General features: G+C 57.6%; 20 protein-coding genes and 1 pseudogene. 13 read left to right on the top strand and 8 right to left on the bottom strand.

Annotated features, from left to right (window positions below):
* Positions 1 to 79: 79 nt before the first annotated feature.
* On the bottom strand, positions 80 to 229 hold the full coding sequence (locus ACFOFO_RS17435) for a hypothetical protein (RefSeq protein WP_390325651.1): 150 nt from the start codon (positions 227 to 229) through the stop codon (positions 80 to 82).
* Here ACFOFO_RS17435 and ACFOFO_RS17430 point away from each other — a divergent pair.
* Positions 228 to 662: a hypothetical protein gene (locus ACFOFO_RS17430; protein WP_390325649.1), complete on the top strand. Its 435-nt coding sequence runs from the start codon at positions 228 to 230 to the stop codon at positions 660 to 662. The two genes, ACFOFO_RS17435 and ACFOFO_RS17430, sit on opposite strands and share 2 nt — an antisense overlap.
* A gap of 153 nt (positions 663 to 815) precedes the next feature.
* Here the strand turns inward: ACFOFO_RS17430 and ACFOFO_RS17425 are convergent, their stop codons facing one another.
* The 6 genes from ACFOFO_RS17425 to ACFOFO_RS17400 form a co-directional block, all read right to left on the bottom strand.
* Entirely contained in the window at positions 816 to 1,271 is a 456-nt protein-coding gene (locus ACFOFO_RS17425) for a chromate resistance protein ChrB domain-containing protein (protein ID WP_390325647.1), read from the bottom strand.
* A gap of 11 nt (positions 1,272 to 1,282) precedes the next feature.
* A complete protein-coding gene (locus ACFOFO_RS17420; RefSeq protein ID WP_390325645.1) occupies positions 1,283 to 2,455 on the bottom strand; it encodes a chromate transporter in 1,173 nt (390 codons plus the stop codon).
* Positions 2,452 to 3,414: a chromate resistance protein ChrB domain-containing protein gene (locus ACFOFO_RS17415; protein WP_390325644.1), complete on the bottom strand. Its 963-nt coding sequence runs from the start codon at positions 3,412 to 3,414 to the stop codon at positions 2,452 to 2,454. The genes ACFOFO_RS17420 and ACFOFO_RS17415 overlap by 4 nt, the downstream gene beginning before the upstream one ends.
* Positions 3,415 to 3,608: 194 nt before the next feature.
* Positions 3,609 to 4,187: a GNAT family N-acetyltransferase gene (locus ACFOFO_RS17410; protein ID WP_390325642.1), complete on the bottom strand. Its 579-nt coding sequence runs from the start codon at positions 4,185 to 4,187 to the stop codon at positions 3,609 to 3,611.
* Positions 4,188 to 4,327: 140 nt separating this feature from the next.
* The gene (locus ACFOFO_RS17405; protein WP_390332165.1) at positions 4,328 to 5,008 is read right to left on the bottom strand and encodes a DUF599 domain-containing protein; all 681 of its coding nucleotides are present in this window, start codon (positions 5,006 to 5,008) and stop codon (positions 4,328 to 4,330) included.
* A 77-nt stretch (positions 5,009 to 5,085) separates the two neighbouring features.
* On the bottom strand, positions 5,086 to 5,946 hold the full coding sequence (locus tag ACFOFO_RS17400; protein ID WP_390325639.1) for an MBL fold metallo-hydrolase: 861 nt from the start codon (positions 5,944 to 5,946) through the stop codon (positions 5,086 to 5,088).
* A gap of 36 nt (positions 5,947 to 5,982) precedes the next feature.
* Here ACFOFO_RS17400 and ACFOFO_RS17395 point away from each other — a divergent pair, with 36 nt between their 5' ends.
* Both ACFOFO_RS17395 and ACFOFO_RS17390 read left to right on the top strand, forming a co-directional pair.
* The gene (locus tag ACFOFO_RS17395) at positions 5,983 to 6,351 is read left to right on the top strand and encodes a YeeE/YedE family protein (protein ID WP_390325636.1); all 369 of its coding nucleotides are present in this window, start codon (positions 5,983 to 5,985) and stop codon (positions 6,349 to 6,351) included.
* Between the two features lie 2 nt (positions 6,352 to 6,353).
* On the top strand, positions 6,354 to 6,725 hold the full coding sequence (locus ACFOFO_RS17390) for a DUF6691 family protein (RefSeq protein WP_390325633.1): 372 nt from the start codon (positions 6,354 to 6,356) through the stop codon (positions 6,723 to 6,725).
* 6 nt (positions 6,726 to 6,731) lie between these two features.
* On the opposite strand, the gene ACFOFO_RS17385 is transcribed toward ACFOFO_RS17390, so the two are convergent.
* Positions 6,732 to 7,916 carry a diguanylate cyclase domain-containing protein gene (locus ACFOFO_RS17385; protein ID WP_390325630.1) on the bottom strand — a complete coding sequence of 395 codons (1,185 nt, stop codon included), beginning with the start codon at positions 7,914 to 7,916 and terminating at the stop codon, positions 6,732 to 6,734.
* Positions 7,917 to 8,238: 322 nt separating this feature from the next.
* On the opposite strand from ACFOFO_RS17385, the gene ACFOFO_RS17380 reads away from it, so the two are divergent.
* The 10 genes and pseudogenes from ACFOFO_RS17380 (at position 8,239) to ACFOFO_RS17335 (ending at position 17,468) form a co-directional block, all read left to right on the top strand.
* Positions 8,239 to 8,826 (top strand): amino acid synthesis family protein, encoded by a 588-nt coding sequence (locus tag ACFOFO_RS17380; RefSeq protein WP_390325627.1) that lies wholly within the window; start codon positions 8,239 to 8,241, stop codon positions 8,824 to 8,826.
* A pseudogene (locus tag ACFOFO_RS17375) lies at positions 8,816 to 9,586 on the top strand (alpha/beta fold hydrolase); the annotation flags it as partial. The gene ACFOFO_RS17380 and the pseudogene ACFOFO_RS17375, both read left to right, overlap by 11 nt.
* Before the next feature lie 96 nt (positions 9,587 to 9,682).
* A complete protein-coding gene (locus tag ACFOFO_RS17370) occupies positions 9,683 to 10,621 on the top strand; it encodes a flavin reductase (protein ID WP_390328162.1) in 939 nt (312 codons plus the stop codon).
* Positions 10,622 to 10,670: 49 nt separating this feature from the next.
* Positions 10,671 to 11,708 carry an LLM class flavin-dependent oxidoreductase gene (locus ACFOFO_RS17365; protein ID WP_390332163.1) on the top strand — a complete coding sequence of 346 codons (1,038 nt, stop codon included), beginning with the start codon at positions 10,671 to 10,673 and terminating at the stop codon, positions 11,706 to 11,708.
* A gap of 34 nt (positions 11,709 to 11,742) precedes the next feature.
* On the top strand, positions 11,743 to 13,215 hold the full coding sequence (locus ACFOFO_RS17360) for an aldehyde dehydrogenase (protein WP_390325624.1): 1,473 nt from the start codon (positions 11,743 to 11,745) through the stop codon (positions 13,213 to 13,215).
* A gap of 12 nt (positions 13,216 to 13,227) precedes the next feature.
* Positions 13,228 to 13,542 carry an NIPSNAP family protein gene (locus ACFOFO_RS17355; RefSeq protein WP_390325622.1) on the top strand — a complete coding sequence of 105 codons (315 nt, stop codon included), beginning with the start codon at positions 13,228 to 13,230 and terminating at the stop codon, positions 13,540 to 13,542.
* 54 nt (positions 13,543 to 13,596) lie between these two features.
* Positions 13,597 to 14,628, top strand: a complete 1,032-nt coding sequence (locus ACFOFO_RS17350; protein WP_390332161.1) for an ABC transporter substrate-binding protein — start codon at positions 13,597 to 13,599, stop codon at positions 14,626 to 14,628.
* A gap of 71 nt (positions 14,629 to 14,699) precedes the next feature.
* Positions 14,700 to 15,584 carry an ABC transporter permease gene (locus ACFOFO_RS17345; protein ID WP_390325619.1) on the top strand — a complete coding sequence of 295 codons (885 nt, stop codon included), beginning with the start codon at positions 14,700 to 14,702 and terminating at the stop codon, positions 15,582 to 15,584.
* A 1-nt stretch (position 15,585) separates the two neighbouring features.
* Positions 15,586 to 16,386: an ABC transporter permease gene (locus ACFOFO_RS17340; protein ID WP_390332158.1), complete on the top strand. Its 801-nt coding sequence runs from the start codon at positions 15,586 to 15,588 to the stop codon at positions 16,384 to 16,386.
* The gene (locus tag ACFOFO_RS17335) at positions 16,383 to 17,468 is read left to right on the top strand and encodes an ABC transporter ATP-binding protein (RefSeq protein WP_390332156.1); all 1,086 of its coding nucleotides are present in this window, start codon (positions 16,383 to 16,385) and stop codon (positions 17,466 to 17,468) included. The genes ACFOFO_RS17340 and ACFOFO_RS17335 overlap by 4 nt, the downstream gene beginning before the upstream one ends.
* Positions 17,469 to 17,480: the final 12 nt, after the last annotated feature.

Genomic DNA, 17,480 nt, shown 5'->3' with positions numbered 1-17,480 from the left:
CGGACCACGAAGTTGGCGACTAGCTTCCTATTTTCTCTTGATTCATCCACGCACGTCGGGAGTATGTCTGATAATCGCTTTATTTTAATGAGATGACAGGCGTCTGTGCGGCAAGTATATCCAACGTCTCAAGGCTGGCAGGGATGTTGGAATCTGTAATAAATCCAGCACCGATCAGGCCGCTGCGGCATAATGTTTGCCTCAAAGAAACTACCACGGGATCCAGCATGAAACTACCTCTGTTAGCGGCCGCAGTCATTGCCGTCAGCGCTGCCGCTTTTGCGCCGGCGCAGGCGCATGCGCAGATCGGCTTCAGCATCAATATCAATTCCGAACCGCCGCCGCCGCGTTACGAACCGCCGCCGCCGCCACGGGTCGGCAACATCTGGATCACCGGTTTCTGGAACTGGGACGGCTATCGCCATGTCTGGCAACCGGGCCACTGGGAGCGCGCGCGCGTCGGCATGGTCTACGAGCAACCGGTTTGGGATCGCGACGGCGGCAGCTGGCGCCTGAAGCAGGGTGGCTGGAAGCGCTCCAAGCATCGCGACCATGATGATGACGATGATGACGGTGATCGTCATGGTCATCGTGGTGACCGTGACGATGACCGTCGCGGCTACCATTGCCCACCGGGACATGCGAAGAAGGGCGAGTGCTGACCGGACTGGTTCAACTGCCAATCCGGACCGGCTTAGTTCGCTACCCCCCTCAAAAAAAACCACTCAGTCACGGGTGGTTTTTTATTGAGCGAATCACATGCTGGTTGCTCAATGCAAAGCTGATGTCGATCCGGCGCGGGCAGGCTGACGCCATCAGCTAATCGAAGGCGGCCATTGATGGGTCTCGGCCTGGCAGTGCTTGCACCACGCGTACAGCGCGTCATACATGACCATCCCATGCTTGAGCATTTCCTGGTCGTCGACGAAGACTTGCGACAATCCCAGCGACAAGGCATACAGCCCAGGTGACTGCGGCGTGAGGTCCAGCCGCGAGGTGTCAGCGCCGCGGACGATGGCGGCGAGCTGTTGCAGTGCCGGATCGGTCAACGCATATTTTTTCAGGAAAGCGTCGAAACTGCACAAGTCCCCCACATGCGACAACTCGGCACCCGGGATGTCATACGGGATCGCGCCGCTGCGTGCCGCCTCCGTCAACACTTCCTTGGCCGGCACGTACAGAAACTCCGGTTCCTGGTCGATGAAGCGGGCGATGAGCCAAGGGCAGGCTATCCGGTCAATCTTGGGTCGCTCGCGTGTTATCCATTGCATGATTCGCTCCTTCAAGTATGTAGCAGCGGGTACAAAACCAGGCCGACCAGGGCGGCAACGACGACGATCACCGGCTCCTGCAGCTTCTTGAATTTCCACAGCAACAGCACGGTGACCAGCGCGACTGCGGCGGTCGGTACATCGACAATCGAACGCCGGGCGATGACGATCACCGAGCCGGCAATGGCGCCGATCGCGGCGGCCGTGATGCCGTCGACGAAGGCGATGACACCGGGCAACTTGCCGTATTTTTTGAAGTAGGGGGCCGGGATGATCGTGAACAGGTAGCACGGCAAAAACGTCGCCAGTGCAGCGACCGTGGCGCCGGACGTTCCCGCAATCAGGTAGCCGATAAAGCCGACGGTGATGACCACCGGCCCCGGCGTAATCATCGCCACCGCTACCGCATCGACGAACTGTTTATCGGTCAGCCAGTGGTGTTCCGTGACGACGCCACCGTACAGAAAAGGCACGATGGCCAGTCCCGAGCCGAATACGAAGGCGCCGGCCTTGGCAAAGAAAATCCCGATCTGGCTCAGCACCGACACATCCAATCCGCCCAACCAGCCGGTTGCCACCGGTAGCTGCGCCAGACTGGCGGCATGAACGCTGGTTTTGCTCAGCCATTTCGGCGGTGCCCGCAACAGCCAGACCAACACGCCTGCACCAATGAATAACCAGGCTATTTCGGATTCGGTGATCACCGTGACCGCTGCCAGCAGCAGGTAGATGGCCCACAGCAGTTTGTCCTTGCCGACGCTCTTGACCGTCAGCTTCTTGGCACTGATCGCGATGATGCCGATCACCGCCGCGCCGACACCGTAGAACACCGCCTGCATCCAGGACAAGCCGCCAAAGCGCACATAGGCCCAGCCCAGCGCGACCACCATCAAGAACGATGGCATGACAAAAGCCAGCCCGGCCAGGGTGGCGCCCAGAATCCGGTAATGGACGTAACCCATGTAGATTCCAAGCTGCGCCGCCAGCGGGCCGGGCGCCAGTTGGGCCAAGGCCAAACCTTCCTTGTAGTCTTCCGGACGTATCCATTTGCGCTCCTCGACCAGGTCGCGCTGCATGTAACCGACCAAGGCCACTGGCCCGCCGAAGCCGAGCGCACCGAGACGCAGCATGTACAACACCATCTGCCCAAGCGTGTATTGCGGAATGGTTGGGGAATCGGTCATGTGGTGCTCTCCAGGTTGAAATGCGCCAGCAGGGAATCGAGCACGGTCCCGATCTCGGCCAACAGCGCATCGTCATTGTTCAGCCGGGTCCTCGCTCCCGAGACGATTGCCTCGAAGCCGACCGCCTCTGGCGTCGAACTGCCGCCAACGTCGAGCGCATGAACCAGTGCGCCGAGCCTGGCCAGCCCCGGGTCGGCTTCGAGTCCAAAACTCGCCAGCAGTACCTCAAAGGTGACCCGGTCGCCGACGTGTGTAAATGCGGCATCATCAAAGTCAAAACCCAACGCGTCCGGCGGGCAAGCGGCTGGACTGTCGAGCCAAAGGAAGCTGGCCTTGCGGTCGATGAAGCGCCGAATCAACCACGCGCTCGCGACCCGGTCGACCCACAGATTGCGCCGCGTGGCCCAGGTGCGGCCCTGATAATCAGCGGGATTGCGCAGTGCAATCGGGCGCTCTGCCGCATGTGGCTCATCCGGTGACAGCAGCGCATTGGCAGCCTCCGCAAAGTCGGACCACGCGGCCTCGGCGCTCAGGGATGATTCGCTGGAGAAAAAATCGATGCGGCGGATATTGTCGAGCTCCTTGCGGAGCTTCTTCACCAGCTTGATGACTTCAACTGGGGTTTGGGATGCCAGAATCTTTCTGGCCTGGCTTAACTGCCCGGCGAGTTCGGCGTACTCGCCCATGCGGTCAAACAGCGCCATGAATGCAGCCTGGTCTTCCCGCGAGCGAGGAGCGACGTCCACCACCCAAGCCTGACCGCCCTCGCGGTTCGTTTGCTCCGCCAGTTCCGCCATCGCTGCTTCATGGTTTGGGGCCGCAGGCAACAGATAAGCGCCATCTCGCAACGCGGCGCAGCCGAGGGATTTGATCGCCCGCCACAGGCGCATCCTCGGTGTTGCACCCGAGGTCGGCAAACTGGCCACCAGCAGTAGCCAACCGTGTTTTTCAATATCCATGTAGATTATTCTACATTATGTATTGATATTTACAAGGCATGCCCGCTTCGGATTTGAGGGCGACTATTTTCCGATCTGCAGCGCTGTGCGTTTCAGCAGAGTTACGTGAGAAACGGCTAAATATAGACGCGCAACGGCTGATTTCGCAGTATTTCGCGGTTTTTGGGGATAACACTGCAACGCCGTGGGGCTTGTCAGCACTCTTCGCGCCACTCCTGAGCCAGCAAGGAATACGAGCCCAGGTCATGCCATTGCTCGCCCCAATACGCGGTCTCGCGATGGACCCCTTCAAAACGGAAGCCGAGCCCTTGCACCAGCCGTATCGAGGCCAGGTTGTCACGATGGATCTCGGCATGAACGCGATGTAAATCCATCGCCGTGAAACCGAAATTGAGCACTTCGGTGAGTGCCTCCCGCATGTAGCCCTGTCCATGGCAGTCGTGCGCCAGTTCGTATCCGAGCGCGCAGTGGCGCCAGTTCTTGCTCCAGCGGAACAGGCCGCAAGTGCCGATCAGATCACCTTTGTCGTGCATCCTGCCGCGCTGATGGTCGCGCAATACCAGGCCCCAGCGGATGCCGCTGGACGCGACGAACCAGGTGTTGAAGGCATCGATGATTCTTTCTGCCTCTTCGACGCTCTGCATGGGATCGACGCCGAACCAGCGCATCGTTTCGGCGTCGGAATAAATCCGCAGCAGCGCCGGCGCGTCGGCCGGCGTCAGTGCGCGCAGGCGCAAGCGCGAGGTTTCGAGGATCGGGAAGTGGGCGCTCATGTTTTCCAGTCAGGATCGCCGTACTTCAGCGCAATGATCGGGCGTGCAGTCAAATCGGCTGCTTCCCATGTAGATACTCTGCAAGGCGAAGCTTGGTTCAGCAGTAAATTTTTGGGAAGTTTGCATATACTGTCCAATAATCAATCCAGATCGGTAGCGGTCGGGATGCGGTCGAAGCCGTGCAGTATCACCAGCAGCAGCACGGTCACCGGCAACATCAGATAGGTGCTGAACAGGCCAGCCAGGAACGGTACGCAGGCGAAAAATGCACGCAACCCGATGCTGTAATAATGGCCGGCGCGATTCAGATAGGCGGCGGCCAGCGCCTGCCGGGCGGGCAGTTCGACCACCGGCACCTCGGTCGTGATCAGATAACCGGCATGGTTAAAAAAGCGCACCGCCATCGCCGCAAACAGAAACGAGACGAAAAAGCTGGCAGCCAGCATCAATAGTTTGAGCGCCGCCAGCGCATCCTGCGGTGTCAGCGGCGTGCCGAGATGCCACAGCCGGCTTTCCGCATTGCCGAAGCCGCTCAAGGTCAGCGTTCCGGACAGCGCCAGCACCGCGGTCGACGCCATGAAACTGCCCGCCATCACCGAATTGCGCAAGGTCTGGATCACCAGGATCTCGGCGCCGGGCCGCCCCATCACACTCTTGATCCATTGCCGGCGGATCGCGGCATGCGCACTGCGCGCGGTCTTCATCGGTGCCGTGCTGCCCGCTTTGCGCAGATACAACTCATAGCAGCCAAACGCGATCAGGCTCGCAGCAATACTGGCCCATTGCCATACCTGATCGAGATTTTGCTCAATAAAATTCATGCCTTGCTCCGCGAGGGTTACCCGGTCAATCCATCATGTGCGATTCTTGCAAGTCGCGCGCTCGTTCTGCGTTCTGTTCACAGGGCGTTGAGCGGGATTTTCAAATAACTGACGCCGTTGCTTTCCTGCGGCGGCAAGTTCCCGGCGCGGATGTTGACCTGGATCGAGGGCAGGATCAGTACCGGCATCCCGAGCGTTGCATCGCGTGCCTCGCGCATCTTAACAAATGCCTCTTCGGTAATACCGTCGTGGACATGAATATTGCTGTCGCGCTGCGCCCGGACCGTCGTTATCCAGTGCGGCGGGCGGGTGGGCGGCGGATAATCGTGGCACATGTAGAGCCGGGTTGTGTCCGGAAAGCTCAGCAGTTTCTGGATCGAACGATATAAGGCATGGGCATCGCCACCGGGGAAGTCGCAGCGGGCTGTGCCCACATCCGGCATGAACAAGGTGTCGCCGACGAAGATGGTGTCTCCAAACCGGTAAGCCATATCGGCCGGCGTGTGGCCCGGCACAAACAATGCCTGAGCTTGCAGCGGTCCGACCTGAAAAATTTCATCGTGTTCGAACAGGTGATCGAACTGCGAGCCATCAAGGTGAAATTCGGGCTCCAGGTTGAATATCTTCTTGAATACGCCCTGTACCTGGGCAATCCTGTTGCCAATCGCAATCTGGCCGCCCAATATTTTCTTCAGGTAGCGTGCCGCTGACAGATGATCGGCGTGCGCATGGGTCTCCAGTATCCAGGCAACCGATAACGACTTTGCGCGGATAAAGGCAATTACCTTGTCGGCGCTGAGGGTATGGGTACGCCCCGCATTGGGATCGTAATCGAGCACCGGATCGATGATGGCGGCCTGACCGTTTTCCCGGTGGTAGACGACGTAGGTCACAGTCGAGGTGTCGTCGTCGAAAAATCCCTCAATAGTGGGCTGCATGCAATCCTCTTTCATTCCAGTTTCGCCCATCATTATATGTACAAACATTTGCTCAACGGGCGCGCGTTGGGGATCAGCGGCATCGTGGGCGGGTCGCTAAAAAGACGGGCGGGCGATCTCGGCTGGCGCGTAGCCTTCGTGGCAGGTCTGATCCTGGCCCCGGTGATCTACGGCGGCCTGAGCCTGATGCCGCCGATTGCAATAGACGCAAGCTATCCGACCTTGACGTTGGCCGGAGTATTGGTCGGGTTGGGCACGCGATATGGGTCGGGCTGCACCAGCGGTCACGGAGTATGCGGCCTGTCACGCCTCTCGCGGCGGTCATTGGTCGCCACGCTGTGCTTCATGGCTGCCGGGTTCTGCAGCGTCTTCGTGGTGCGCCACCTGCTGTCATTTCAGGGATAGTCATGCAGATATTTATCGCCTTGTGCACCGGCTTGCTATTCGGGATCGGATTGATCGTCTCCGGCATGTTCAATCCCGCAAAAGTCCTGGCTTTCCTGGATATCGCCGGCAACTGGGACCCCTCGCTGCTGGGAACGCCGATGTTGCTGCCAACAGCAAATCGGATTGACCAACCCCTGGTGCTGGGCAGCCTGACTTTCGGCATAGGTTGGGGGCTTGCCGGTTTTTGCCCGGGACCGGCGCTGGTAGCACTCGGCACCGGTGAACTGAAGGCGTTTATATTCGTCGGGGCTATGCTGGCTGGAATGGCGGTGTTTGAATTGATTGAGGGTACAGAATTTCCGGTTCGACCTCAGCCCACCGCCCATCGCTAACAAACCCTAGGCCGCCATCTTGTACCGATTCTTGCCAGCCGCCTTGGCCTGATATAACGCTTTGTCGGCCTTGGAGAGCAGCATGTCGGCGATATCGCCATGGTTCGGATAGTTGCTGAGGCCGATGCTGGCAGAAATCTGCACATCCCTGCCGGTGATCCGATGCGGCAGCGCCAACACCTGGATCAGCTTGTTGGCGACGGCGGTCGCGACCGACAGATCCGCTACCTCCGACAGCACCACCACGAATTCGTCGCCGCCCAGCCGCGCAACCGTATCGTTGCTGCGAACCGCTTGCTGCAAGCGCTGCGATACCGCCTTCAATAGCTCATCACCAGCCTCGTGCCCCAGATTGTCGTTGACCTGCTTGAAGCCGTCCAGATCAAGGAAGATCACCGCCAGCATCTGGCCGTTGCGCTTCGCGTACGCGATGCCCAGATCAAGCCGGGCGCGCAGCAGGCGGCGATTCGCCAGACCGGTCAGCGCATCATGTTCCGCCAGATGCAGGATGCGCTGCTCGGCCTCTTCCTTGAGACGCATGATTTTGCGCAGCTGCCGATATTGCCAGATGGCGCCGGCAAACATGGCCGACACCAGCGCGCCGAAGCTCCACCAGAAATTGCGGTAGGCATCATCGCGCGCCGCGATCTGCTCGGTCAGAAACGCGCTCTCCGCCGCCTTCATCTGATCCAGCACGGCCCGTATCCGATTCATTTCCAGCTTGTCCTGCTCCATCGACACCAATAGCAAGGCAGCATCGATCGCACCGGCGTTGCGCGTGTCGACGATGATCTGGATGGTTTTCAATTTGGCGGGAACCAGACGTTCAATCCTGCTGATTCTGGCCCGCTGTGCCGGATTGCGTGCGGTCAGCGTCGCAATGGCATCGATGCGGTTCTGGATCGTGCGGAGCGCGATGTTATAGGTGGCAAGATAGTTCTGATCCCCGGTAATCACGTAACCGCGCTCGCCGGATTCAATATCGGCCAGATCGAGTTGCAGTTTTTTAATACTGCCGATCAGTTCGTAGGTGTGCGAGACGGTACTCGCCGTTTCCATGATCGTCGTCGTGACGTGGAAGATCGACCCGGTAAGCAAGATCGCCGCTACACAGGCCGCCAGCAAGCCGGAAAGCAGGATTTTTCTAAATGACCATGATTTTGTTGCTTTTATGGCATTTTTGATGGGCATATTGGGCTTTTTTCGCTGTCTGTGTTGCTTCGACAGCATGCTTTTCAAAAAGTGCCCGGTGGAATCTTTTTTGTCGGTATGTTTTATGTAACCAATATTTTCTGGATTGCAAGGTATGGGCTGCTGATGCCGTCCAACATGGTTGCCGCGGCGCAGTGACTCCCTATGGAAAGGATCGATACGATCTCTCTGAGGATTTTCAATCAATTTTTTGGCATACCATAATACAAATAAATTGACTTGGCTAATTTAGTGGTATACAGTAATACCGTAATACGTATTCCAACCAACGCAATGATCAACGGCTCAAGGAGAAATCAAGATGGGACTCGAAATTCGTAAAGTTGTGACTTACATGGAAGAAACCCTGATCGAGGGTGGCAAGGAAGCGGGACAGCCGCTAAAGATGTTTGCAGCGGCAGTCGTGCTCAAGAACCCATGGTTCGGACGCGGATTTGTCGAGGATCTAAAACCCGAGATTCACGCGATTGCACCAGTGCTGGGCGAACTGTTGACCAAGAAAATTATTGAGATGGTAGGCTCCGGCGCCGCCGTCGAGGCGTATGGCAAGGCCGCCGTGGTTGGCACATCCGGTGAAGTCGAGCATGCTTCGGCGCTGATCCATACCCTGCGTTTTGGTAACCATTATCGCCAGGCGGTGGGCGCGAAGAGTTTCCTCAGCTTCACCAATGTGCGCGGCGGCCCCAACTGCCCAGTAGCGATTCCGATGATGCACAAGGATGACGAAGGCATGCGCTCGCACTACCTGACTATCCAGTTTTCGATAAATGATGCACCGGCGCATGACGAGATTCTGGTGGCATTGGGTGCTTCGGTCGGTGGCCGGCCACATCATCGGATTGGCGACCGCTACCAGGATATGAAGGAACTTGGCAACGATGAAGCCTGATAGCCTGTTGCCACAGCCGGTGAATGCTGGCGTCGCCAACGGTACCGCATTCACGGTGTATGGCGCCGGGCAGCCGTTAGTCTTCATCCACGGGGTCGGCATGGGCAAGGTGGTCTGGGCTCCCCAGATCGCCGCCTTTGCCGGGCAGTATCAAGTCATTGTGTATGACATGCTGGGCCACGGCGACAGCAAGCTGCCGCCGGAAGGCGTCACGCTGCAGATGTATGCACAGCAACTGGCGGACTTGCTCGATCATTTAAAGATCAAGGCAGCCGTCGTCGTCGGCCATTCGATGGGCGCGCTGATTGCACTTGAGTTCGCGATCCGCTACCCGGAGCGCACCACCAAAGTCGCCGCCTTGAATGCGGTTTATGCGCGTACTGCCGAGCAGCGCAAGGCGGTGATGCAGCGCGCCGAAACCTTGCGTGACATCGGTATTGCGGCGACCGTCGATTCGACCATGGAGCGCTGGTTCGGTAATTCGACCCCGGCCGCGCTGACCGATGTCGCCGAGTTGGTGCATACACTGCTGCAATCGATCAATACGCTTGGCTATGCCAGAACTTACGATTTATTCGCAAGCTCGGACCAGATTCATGTGCATAGTCTGCCTGGCTTGAAAGCGCCGGCCTTATTCATGACCGGTGAATGCGATCTGAATTCGAGCCCGGCGATGTCGGCAGCGATGGCGCAGGCTGCGCCCAACGCCCAACTGGTGGTTATCCCGGGCGAGCGCCACATGATGAGTCTGACCGCAGCAGCCGAAGTCAACCGCCATCTCAGCATGTTCATCAACACTACAACACCATCAGAAAATACAGTGCTGCATACAGCAAGCGGCAAGGAGACGAATGCAATGACCGCATCAACGATAGATACGATGGAGTTTCGCAAGGCACTCGGATCGTTTGTCACTGGCGTGACGGTGGTGGCAACGACCCAGGAAGATGGCACGCCGCGTGGCTTTACCGCTAATTCCTTCAGCTCGGTTTCCTTGACACCACCGCTGGTATCGGTGTGCATCGGCAAGGTGGCATCGAGCTATCCGGTTTTTTCTGGCACCTCGCATTTCTCGATCAGCGTGCTGGCCGAACATCAAAAAAACGTGTCCGGCGTGTTTGCTTCCAAGTCGCCGGACAAGTTTGAACAGGTGGCCTGGCATAAAGGTGTGACCGGCAGCCCGATCATGGACGGGGCTGCAGCCTGGTTTGATTGCGAAACCTATCAAGTAATCGAAGCCGGCGATCACATCATCCTGCTGGGGCGAGTAGTTGGCTTTTCGACCTCTTCAGCCAGCCCGCTCGGCTACTGCCGCGGCGGCTACCTGACCTTTAGCCTGTCGCAAGATGCGATGGCCGCGGTAACCAGCGCCCGCGTCGGCGCGATTCTGGAAAGCCACGGCGGCATCGTCATGCTGGAGACATCGGAGCATGTGTTCAATTTGCCGAGCGGCACCAGACTCGACCCGACTTCCGACCCGACTAGTTTGCGCGGCGTATTGAGCAAGATGAAGATCGATGCGCAACTGGACTTCCTGTTTGCCGTATTTGAAGATGCCGGGGCAAAAACCGGTGTGGTACACGTGTATTACCGCGGCCAGGTGATCGGTGAGTTGCCGCAGGACGGCGCGGTGCGAATGGTGCCGCTGGACGCGATTCCCTGGGATCGTTTGCAGGATGAAGCGGTCAGCTCGATGTTGCGGCGTTACGTGAAAGAACGCAGTGAAGACGCGTTTGGGGTCTATGTCGGCGACGCCAATAGCGGATCGGTGCAGCCATTGGCAAAATCGGCGTAATGCAAGAGCGACATTTACCTATCGGAACGAATTAAGGAGTTTACCAATCATGAAATTTTCACTGCTACTCCATATAGAGCGTTACAACAAAGAAAAATCACAGCGCGCGTTGTTTGATGAGATGACCGAGCTGGTGCAGATTGCAGAGGCGGGCGGATTCGAGACCGCCTGGGTAGGCGAGCACCACGGCATGGAATTCACCATCGCGCCCAATCCTTTCGTGAATCTGGCCTATCTGGCGGCCAAGACCACAAAAATCCGGCTCGGCACCGGCACCGTGATTGCCCCGTTCTGGCACCCAATCAAACTGGCCGGTGAAGCCGGGATGACCGATCTCGCGTCCAATGGCCGTCTAGATATCGGGATTGCGCGCGGTGCGTACTCGTTTGAATATGAACGGCTCCATCCTGGCCTGGATGCATTTGGTGCCGGCGCACGTTTGCGTGAAATGGTGCCAGCCCTGCAAAAACTGTTCGAAGGCGATTATGCGCACCAGGGTGAATTCTGGTCATTTCCGACGACCACGCCGCAGCCGCGTCCGGTCCAAAAGCAGCCACCGTTGTGGGTCGCCGCGCGCGACCCGAATTCGCATGAATTTGCAGTAGCCAACAAATGTAATCTGCAGGTGACTTCACTGGCAGCCGGCGACACCGAGGTGACTAGCCTGATGGAGCGTTTCAACAACGCCTGTGCCGCCCATCCGGAAATTCCGCGTCCGAAAATCATGATGCTGATGCATACCTTCGTCGGTGAGGATGAAGCTGAAGTGCTGGAAGGTGCCAAGGATCTGGGGTCGTTTTATTGCTACTTCAGTAAATTGTTCAAAAATGCGCGCCCGGTAGAGCAAGGTTTTATCGAGACGCTCACCGCTGAGGATATTGCGTCGTTCCCGAACTACACGCCCGAAATGATGCGCAAGAACCTGGTGATCGGCCAGCCGCAGCAAGTGGTGGAGCGCCTGAAAGTGTATGAAGGCCTGGGCTATGATCAGTACAGCTTCTGGATCGACAGCCATATGAGTTTCGAGCGCAAAAAGAAATCGCTTGAACTGTTCATCAATCAAGTCATGCCTGCGTTCAGCGCGTGAGCGAACACCACTCTATAGAACAGGAGTTTGGGCTATGTTGAGACGGTTTCAAAATTATATTGACGGTGTGTTTGAGGACGGCAGCGCGTCATTCGAAAGCGTCAATCCGGCAAGCGGCGCGTCCTGGGCCATCATGCCGGCCGCTTCCGAAGCGGACGTGGATCGCGCGATACGGGCCGCGCACCGCGCCTTTAGCGCGCCGTCATGGGCTGACCTTACGGCCAGCCAGCGTGGCAAATTGCTGTATAAGCTGGCCGATCTGGTGGAGCAGCAGGCGCCCCGGTTGGCCGAGCTGGAGACTGCCGATACCGGCAAGATCATTCGGGAAACGCACAGCCAGATCAGCTATGTGGCCGAGTACTACCGTTACTACGCCGGTTTGGCCGACAAGATTCAAGGCGCCCATCTGCCAGCTGATAAGGCCGATATGGAGGTGTACCTGCGGCGCGAACCGATCGGCGTGGTGGCCGGGATCGTGCCGTGGAATTCACAACTATTCCTGTCTGCGGTCAAAATCGGTCCGGCGCTGGCAGCTGGCTGCACCATCGTCATCAAGGCATCCGAGGAAGGGCCGGCGCCACTGCTGGAATTTGCCCGGCTAGTGCATGAAGCCGGCTTCCCGCCTGGCGTGGTGAACATTATTACGGGCTTTGGCGCTGACTGCGGCCGCGCTCTGACCAGCCATCCACTGGTGTCGCGCATCGCTTTTACCGGCGGGCCGGAGACGGCGCGTCATATCGTGCGCAACTCGGCTGAGAACCTGGCTTACACCACGTTAGAGCTGGGCGGTAAATCGCCGGTGCTGGTATTCGATGATGTGGATGTCGATAGTGTTGCGAATGCGATTGTTGCCGGGATTTTTGCCGCCACCGGGCAAAGCTGTGTGGCGGGGTCGCGCTTGCTGGTGCAGCGCGGCGTGCGCGACCGTCTGCTGGAAAAACTGGTGGCCAAAGCCAAGGGCATTCGCATCGGTAATCCGCAGGATGAAGCGACTGAAATGGGCCCGCTGGCGACCAAACGCCAGCTTGAACACATCAATAATGTGGTCGCGCGCAGCATCAAGGCGGGCGCTACGGTGCTGACCGGCGGCCAGCAGCCAGACGGGTTTGGGGCAGGCTTTTACTACCAGCCAACCATTCTGAGCTGCCCTGATCACCAAGTCCCGAGCGTGATGGAAGAGCTGTTTGGGCCGGTGTTAAGCGTCGTTACCTTTGACACCGAAACCGAGGCGATCGCGCTGGCAAACAGCACCGAATACGGGCTCGCGTCCGGCGTGTTTACGCGCGACCTGACCCGGGCCCATCGTCTGATCCGTGCGTTGCGCGCCGGCATCGTGTGGGTCAATACCTATCGCGCGGTGTCGCCGATGGTGCCGTTTGGCGGTTACAAGCAGAGTGGTCTGGGGCGCGAAGGCGGGATGGAGTCCGTGCTCGACTACACCAGAACCAAGTCGGTCTGGATTCGCACCTCGGATGAGCCGATCCAGGATCCTTTTGTCATGCGATAAGCGAGAGTGTCCATGTATTACGAAGTACGAACTTACCGGATAAAAACAGGCACGCTGCCGACCTACCTGAAACTGGTTGAAGAAGAAGGCATCGAACTGCAAAAACGTTATCTCGGTGATTTGATCGCTTATTTTTATTCCGAAATCGGACCATTGAATCAGATCGTGCATATCTGGGCCTACCCCAGCCTGGATGTGCGAGAACAGCGGCGCCTGGCGCTTGGCCAGGATCCGGACTGGCAATCATTTGCGCCAAAGATCCAGGCTTTGATGGAGGAAATGGAAAACAAGATCATGAAGGCGGCGGCGTTTTCCCCGATGCAGTAATCAATTTTTGTTGTTCTCAGGCTTAAGAAAACTAGACCATATTGGAGACATAGCATGAAGAAATCGACATCCCTCTTTGCTCGCACCGCACTCGTTACCTGTGCGGCCGTTCTGGCTTGCGCTCCGGCATTGGCCGCCGAGCAAATCGTATTTACCAGCTGGGGCGGTTCGACCCAGCAGGCGCAACAAAAGTATTGGGCGCAGCCGTTTACCACCAAAACCGGAATCAATGTGGCAATGGACGGCCCGACCGATTATGGCAAATTCAAGGCGATGGTTGAGAGCGGTAACGTCAACTGGGATGTGGTCGATGTTGAGGCTGATTTCGCTTACAAGGCGGCCAAAGATGGTTTGCTGGAACCGATTGATTTCTCCGTGGTGCCACAGAAGGATCTCGACCCACGCTTCGTGGATAAATTTGCGGTTGGCAGCTTTTATTACTCGTTCGTCCTCGGCTACAGCAAAAATGTGTACAAAAAAGCCGAGCCAGCGACCTGGGCAGATTTGTTTGACCTGAAAAAATTTCAGGGCAAGCGCACCTTCTACAAATGGTCGGCACCTGGCGTACTGGAAATCGCCTTGCTAGCGGACGGTGTTCCGGCTGACAAGCTGTACCCGCTGGATCTGGATCGTGCGTTCAAAATGCTCGACACCATCAAGAGCCAGATCGTCTGGTGGAGCAGCGGTGCGCAGTCGCAGCAGTTGCTGGCTTCGGGTGAAGCGCCGATCGGCATGTTCTGGAATGGCCGTCTGCATGTCCTGAAGCAAAGCGGCGTCAATGTCGGCACTTCATGGCAGCAAAATCTGACCGCGGCGGATATGCTGGTCGTGCCTAAAGGCGCCAAGAACAAGGGCGCAGCGATGAAATACCTGGCGATGGCGACCAGCCCTGAAGGACAGGCCAAGTTCGCTGATGAAACCGGGTTTGCACCGATCAATCTGAAATCCGAGTCCTTGATGCCGGCCGCAGCTGTGAGCGGCTTGCCTACCAGATTCACCACTGGCCAGATCAATCTGAATATGAAGTACTGGTCGGAAAACCGTGAGGCAATCGCCAAGCGCTGGTACGCATGGCAGGCGCAATAAATTTTGAAATTACACCGAGCCCTGTAGCGCTTTCATGCAGCGGCTCGGTCATTTGTTGAATAGGAGTTGTCATGTCAACTGCATCGGCCGCCATCGCCGCCCCCGCACACCAGCGGTCCAGGCTGGGAGCAAGGTTTCGTGGTATCAAATTATTGTTGCCAACCTTGTTGCTGCTCACCATTTTTTTCCTGCTGCCGGTAGTTGCACTACTGCTGCGTAGCGTTTTGGAACCCACTCCCGGCATTGGGAATTATGCCGAACTGCTTGGTTCTTCGACTTATCTGCGGGTGTTCGCCAATACTTTTCTGGTGGCATCGGTGGTCACTGCTGTGACCCTGCTGTTCGGTTTCCCAATCGCATGGTTGCTGGCGATCCTGCCGAAGAAGTGGAGTTCCTTGCTGTTTTCGATTTTGCTGTTGTCGATGTGGACCAACCTGCTGGCGCGCACCTATGCATGGATGGTGCTGCTGCAGCAAACCGGTTTAATCAATCGCCTGCTGCTGCAATGGGGCATCATCAACGAACCGCTGGCATTGGTGAATAACCTGATCGGCGTCACCATCGGCATGACCTACATTATGCTGCCGTTTCTGGTGATGCCATTGCACGCCACCTTGCGTGCTATCGATCCGTCTACCTTGCGCGCGGCCGCCATCTGCGGTGCGACCCGCTGGCAAGCGTTCTCGCGCGTGCTGGTGCCACTGGCGCTGCCCGGCATCGTGTCTGGCGCCATGATGGTGTTTGTCATGTCGCTTGGTTATTTCGTCACGCCTGCATTGCTGGGTGGGCCGTCTTACATGATGCTGGCCGAACTGATTGCGCAGCTGGTGCAATCGCTGCTGAACTGGGGCTTGGCGGGTGCGGCGTCGTTTGTGCTGCTGGTGATCACCCTGAGTCTATATGCCGTGCAACTGCGCTATTTTGGCGGCGCGCGAACTGCTAACGGAGGGCGCTGAGATGCTACTTGATTTCGATCGTTTGGGTTCCTGGCGCTGGGTCCTGGTCAGCATCGGCGTGCTGGTGGTGCTGTTTTTGTTATTGCCGATCATCTTCATCGCGGCGCTTTCTTTTGGGGATTCGCAATGGCTTATTTTCCCGCCGCCGGGCTGGACGCTGCACTGGTATCAACAGTTGTTTACCGACTCAACCTGGATTGATGCTTTATTCAACAGCGCCAAGGTTGCCGTAATGGTCACCATCTTGTCCGTCACACTCGGCTTGCTAGCCTCCTTGGCGCTCACCCGAGGCAAGTTTGTCGGGCGCAATGCGCTGCAGACCTTTTGCCTGACGCCGATGGTATTGCCGGTGGTGGTGCTGGCAGTCGCGCTGTATGCGTTTTTCCTGCGGCTGGGCCTGAACGGCACCGTGACCGGTTTTGTGCTTGGGCATTTGGTCATCGCACTGCCATTTTCCATCATCACGATCAGCAATTCGCTCGGCAGCTTTGATATCTCTCTGGAAGAGGCTGCGCAGATCTGCGGCGCCAGCCCGCTGCAGGTGAAATTGCGGGTGACTCTGCCGTCGATTCGCCTGGGCTTGTTCGCCGCTGCCATTTTCTCTTTCCTAGTTTCCTGGGATGAGGTGGTGCTGTCGATTTTTATGGCGAGCCCTACTTTGCGCACGCTGCCGGTACTGATCTGGAGCACGCTACGCCAGGATCTGACTCCTGTGATTGCCGCGGCGTCCACATTATTGATCGGCATCACCGTCGTCATGATGCTGCTTGTTTCTCTGATTAAAAAAGGTAAATCGTCATGAACAACGCATTTCTGCAGATTCGCGGCCTGAGAAAGAGCTACGACCAGGTTGTAGCCATTGATCGTGTGTCGCTGGACATCAAGAAAGGGGAGTTCATGACCTTTCTTGGCCCTTCCGGTTCGGGAAAAAGTACCACTCTGTACATTGTGGCCGGTTTTCAGGAGCCGACCGAGGGTGATGTTTTGCTGGATGGCAAGGAGCTGCTGTCGACGCCGCCGAATCTTCGCAATATCGGCATGGTGTTTCAACGCTATACGCTGTTCCCACATCTGACGGTGGGCGAGAACGTCGCATTCCCGCTGCGGGTGCGGCGCCAGCCTGAGGCAAAAATCAAGGCCAAGGTCGAGCAGATGCTGAAACTGGTGCATCTGGCCGATTATCGCGACCGCCTGCCGGCGCAGATGTCCGGCGGCCAGCAACAGCGGGTGGCGATTGCGCGCGCGCTGGCTTACGATCCGCCGGTGCTGTTGATGGACGAGCCGCTGTCGGCGCTGGATAAAAAACTGCGCGAAGAATTACAGTTCGAACTGCGCCGGATTCACCACGAAACCGGCGTCACCATCCTGTATGTGACGCACGATCAGGAAGAAGCATTGCGCTTGTCAGACCGGATTGCAGTCTTCAATCAGGGGCGGATCGAGCAAGTCGGCACCGGCAAGGAATTGTACAAGGCACCGGTCTCGCGTTTTGTGGCCGGCTTTGTCGGCAATTCGAATTTCATGCCGATCAAAGTGGCCGAGGTCACTGGCAATATCGCCCGCGCGGTTCTACCGAACGGGCACATCGTCGAAGGCGGCGCGGCCAGCCAAAGGCTGGCGAGCGGCAGCGAAGGCACCTTGATGCTGCGCCCTGAACAATTGCGCATACGGCCGCTTGCCGGCGCGTCTGATCAGGCCGGTCTGGCAGTCACGATCCGCGACATGACTTATCTGGGCGACAGCATGCATTTTTCAGTGCAGACGCCGTGGCAGCAGGAAATCGATATTCGCATCCCGATGCAGGCGCAGGACGGCCACAATCTGGCGATCGGTGCGCCGGCGATGGTGGACTGGGATGTCCAGCATGGTCGGGTGTTTGCCTAATTGACTTTAGGA

This window comes from Pseudundibacterium arcticum (assembly GCF_042646465.1).
GTDB classification, from domain to species: Bacteria; Pseudomonadota; Gammaproteobacteria; order Burkholderiales; family Burkholderiaceae_D; genus Undibacterium_A; species Undibacterium_A arcticum.
This window is presented reverse-complemented; position numbering and strand designations above follow the sequence as displayed.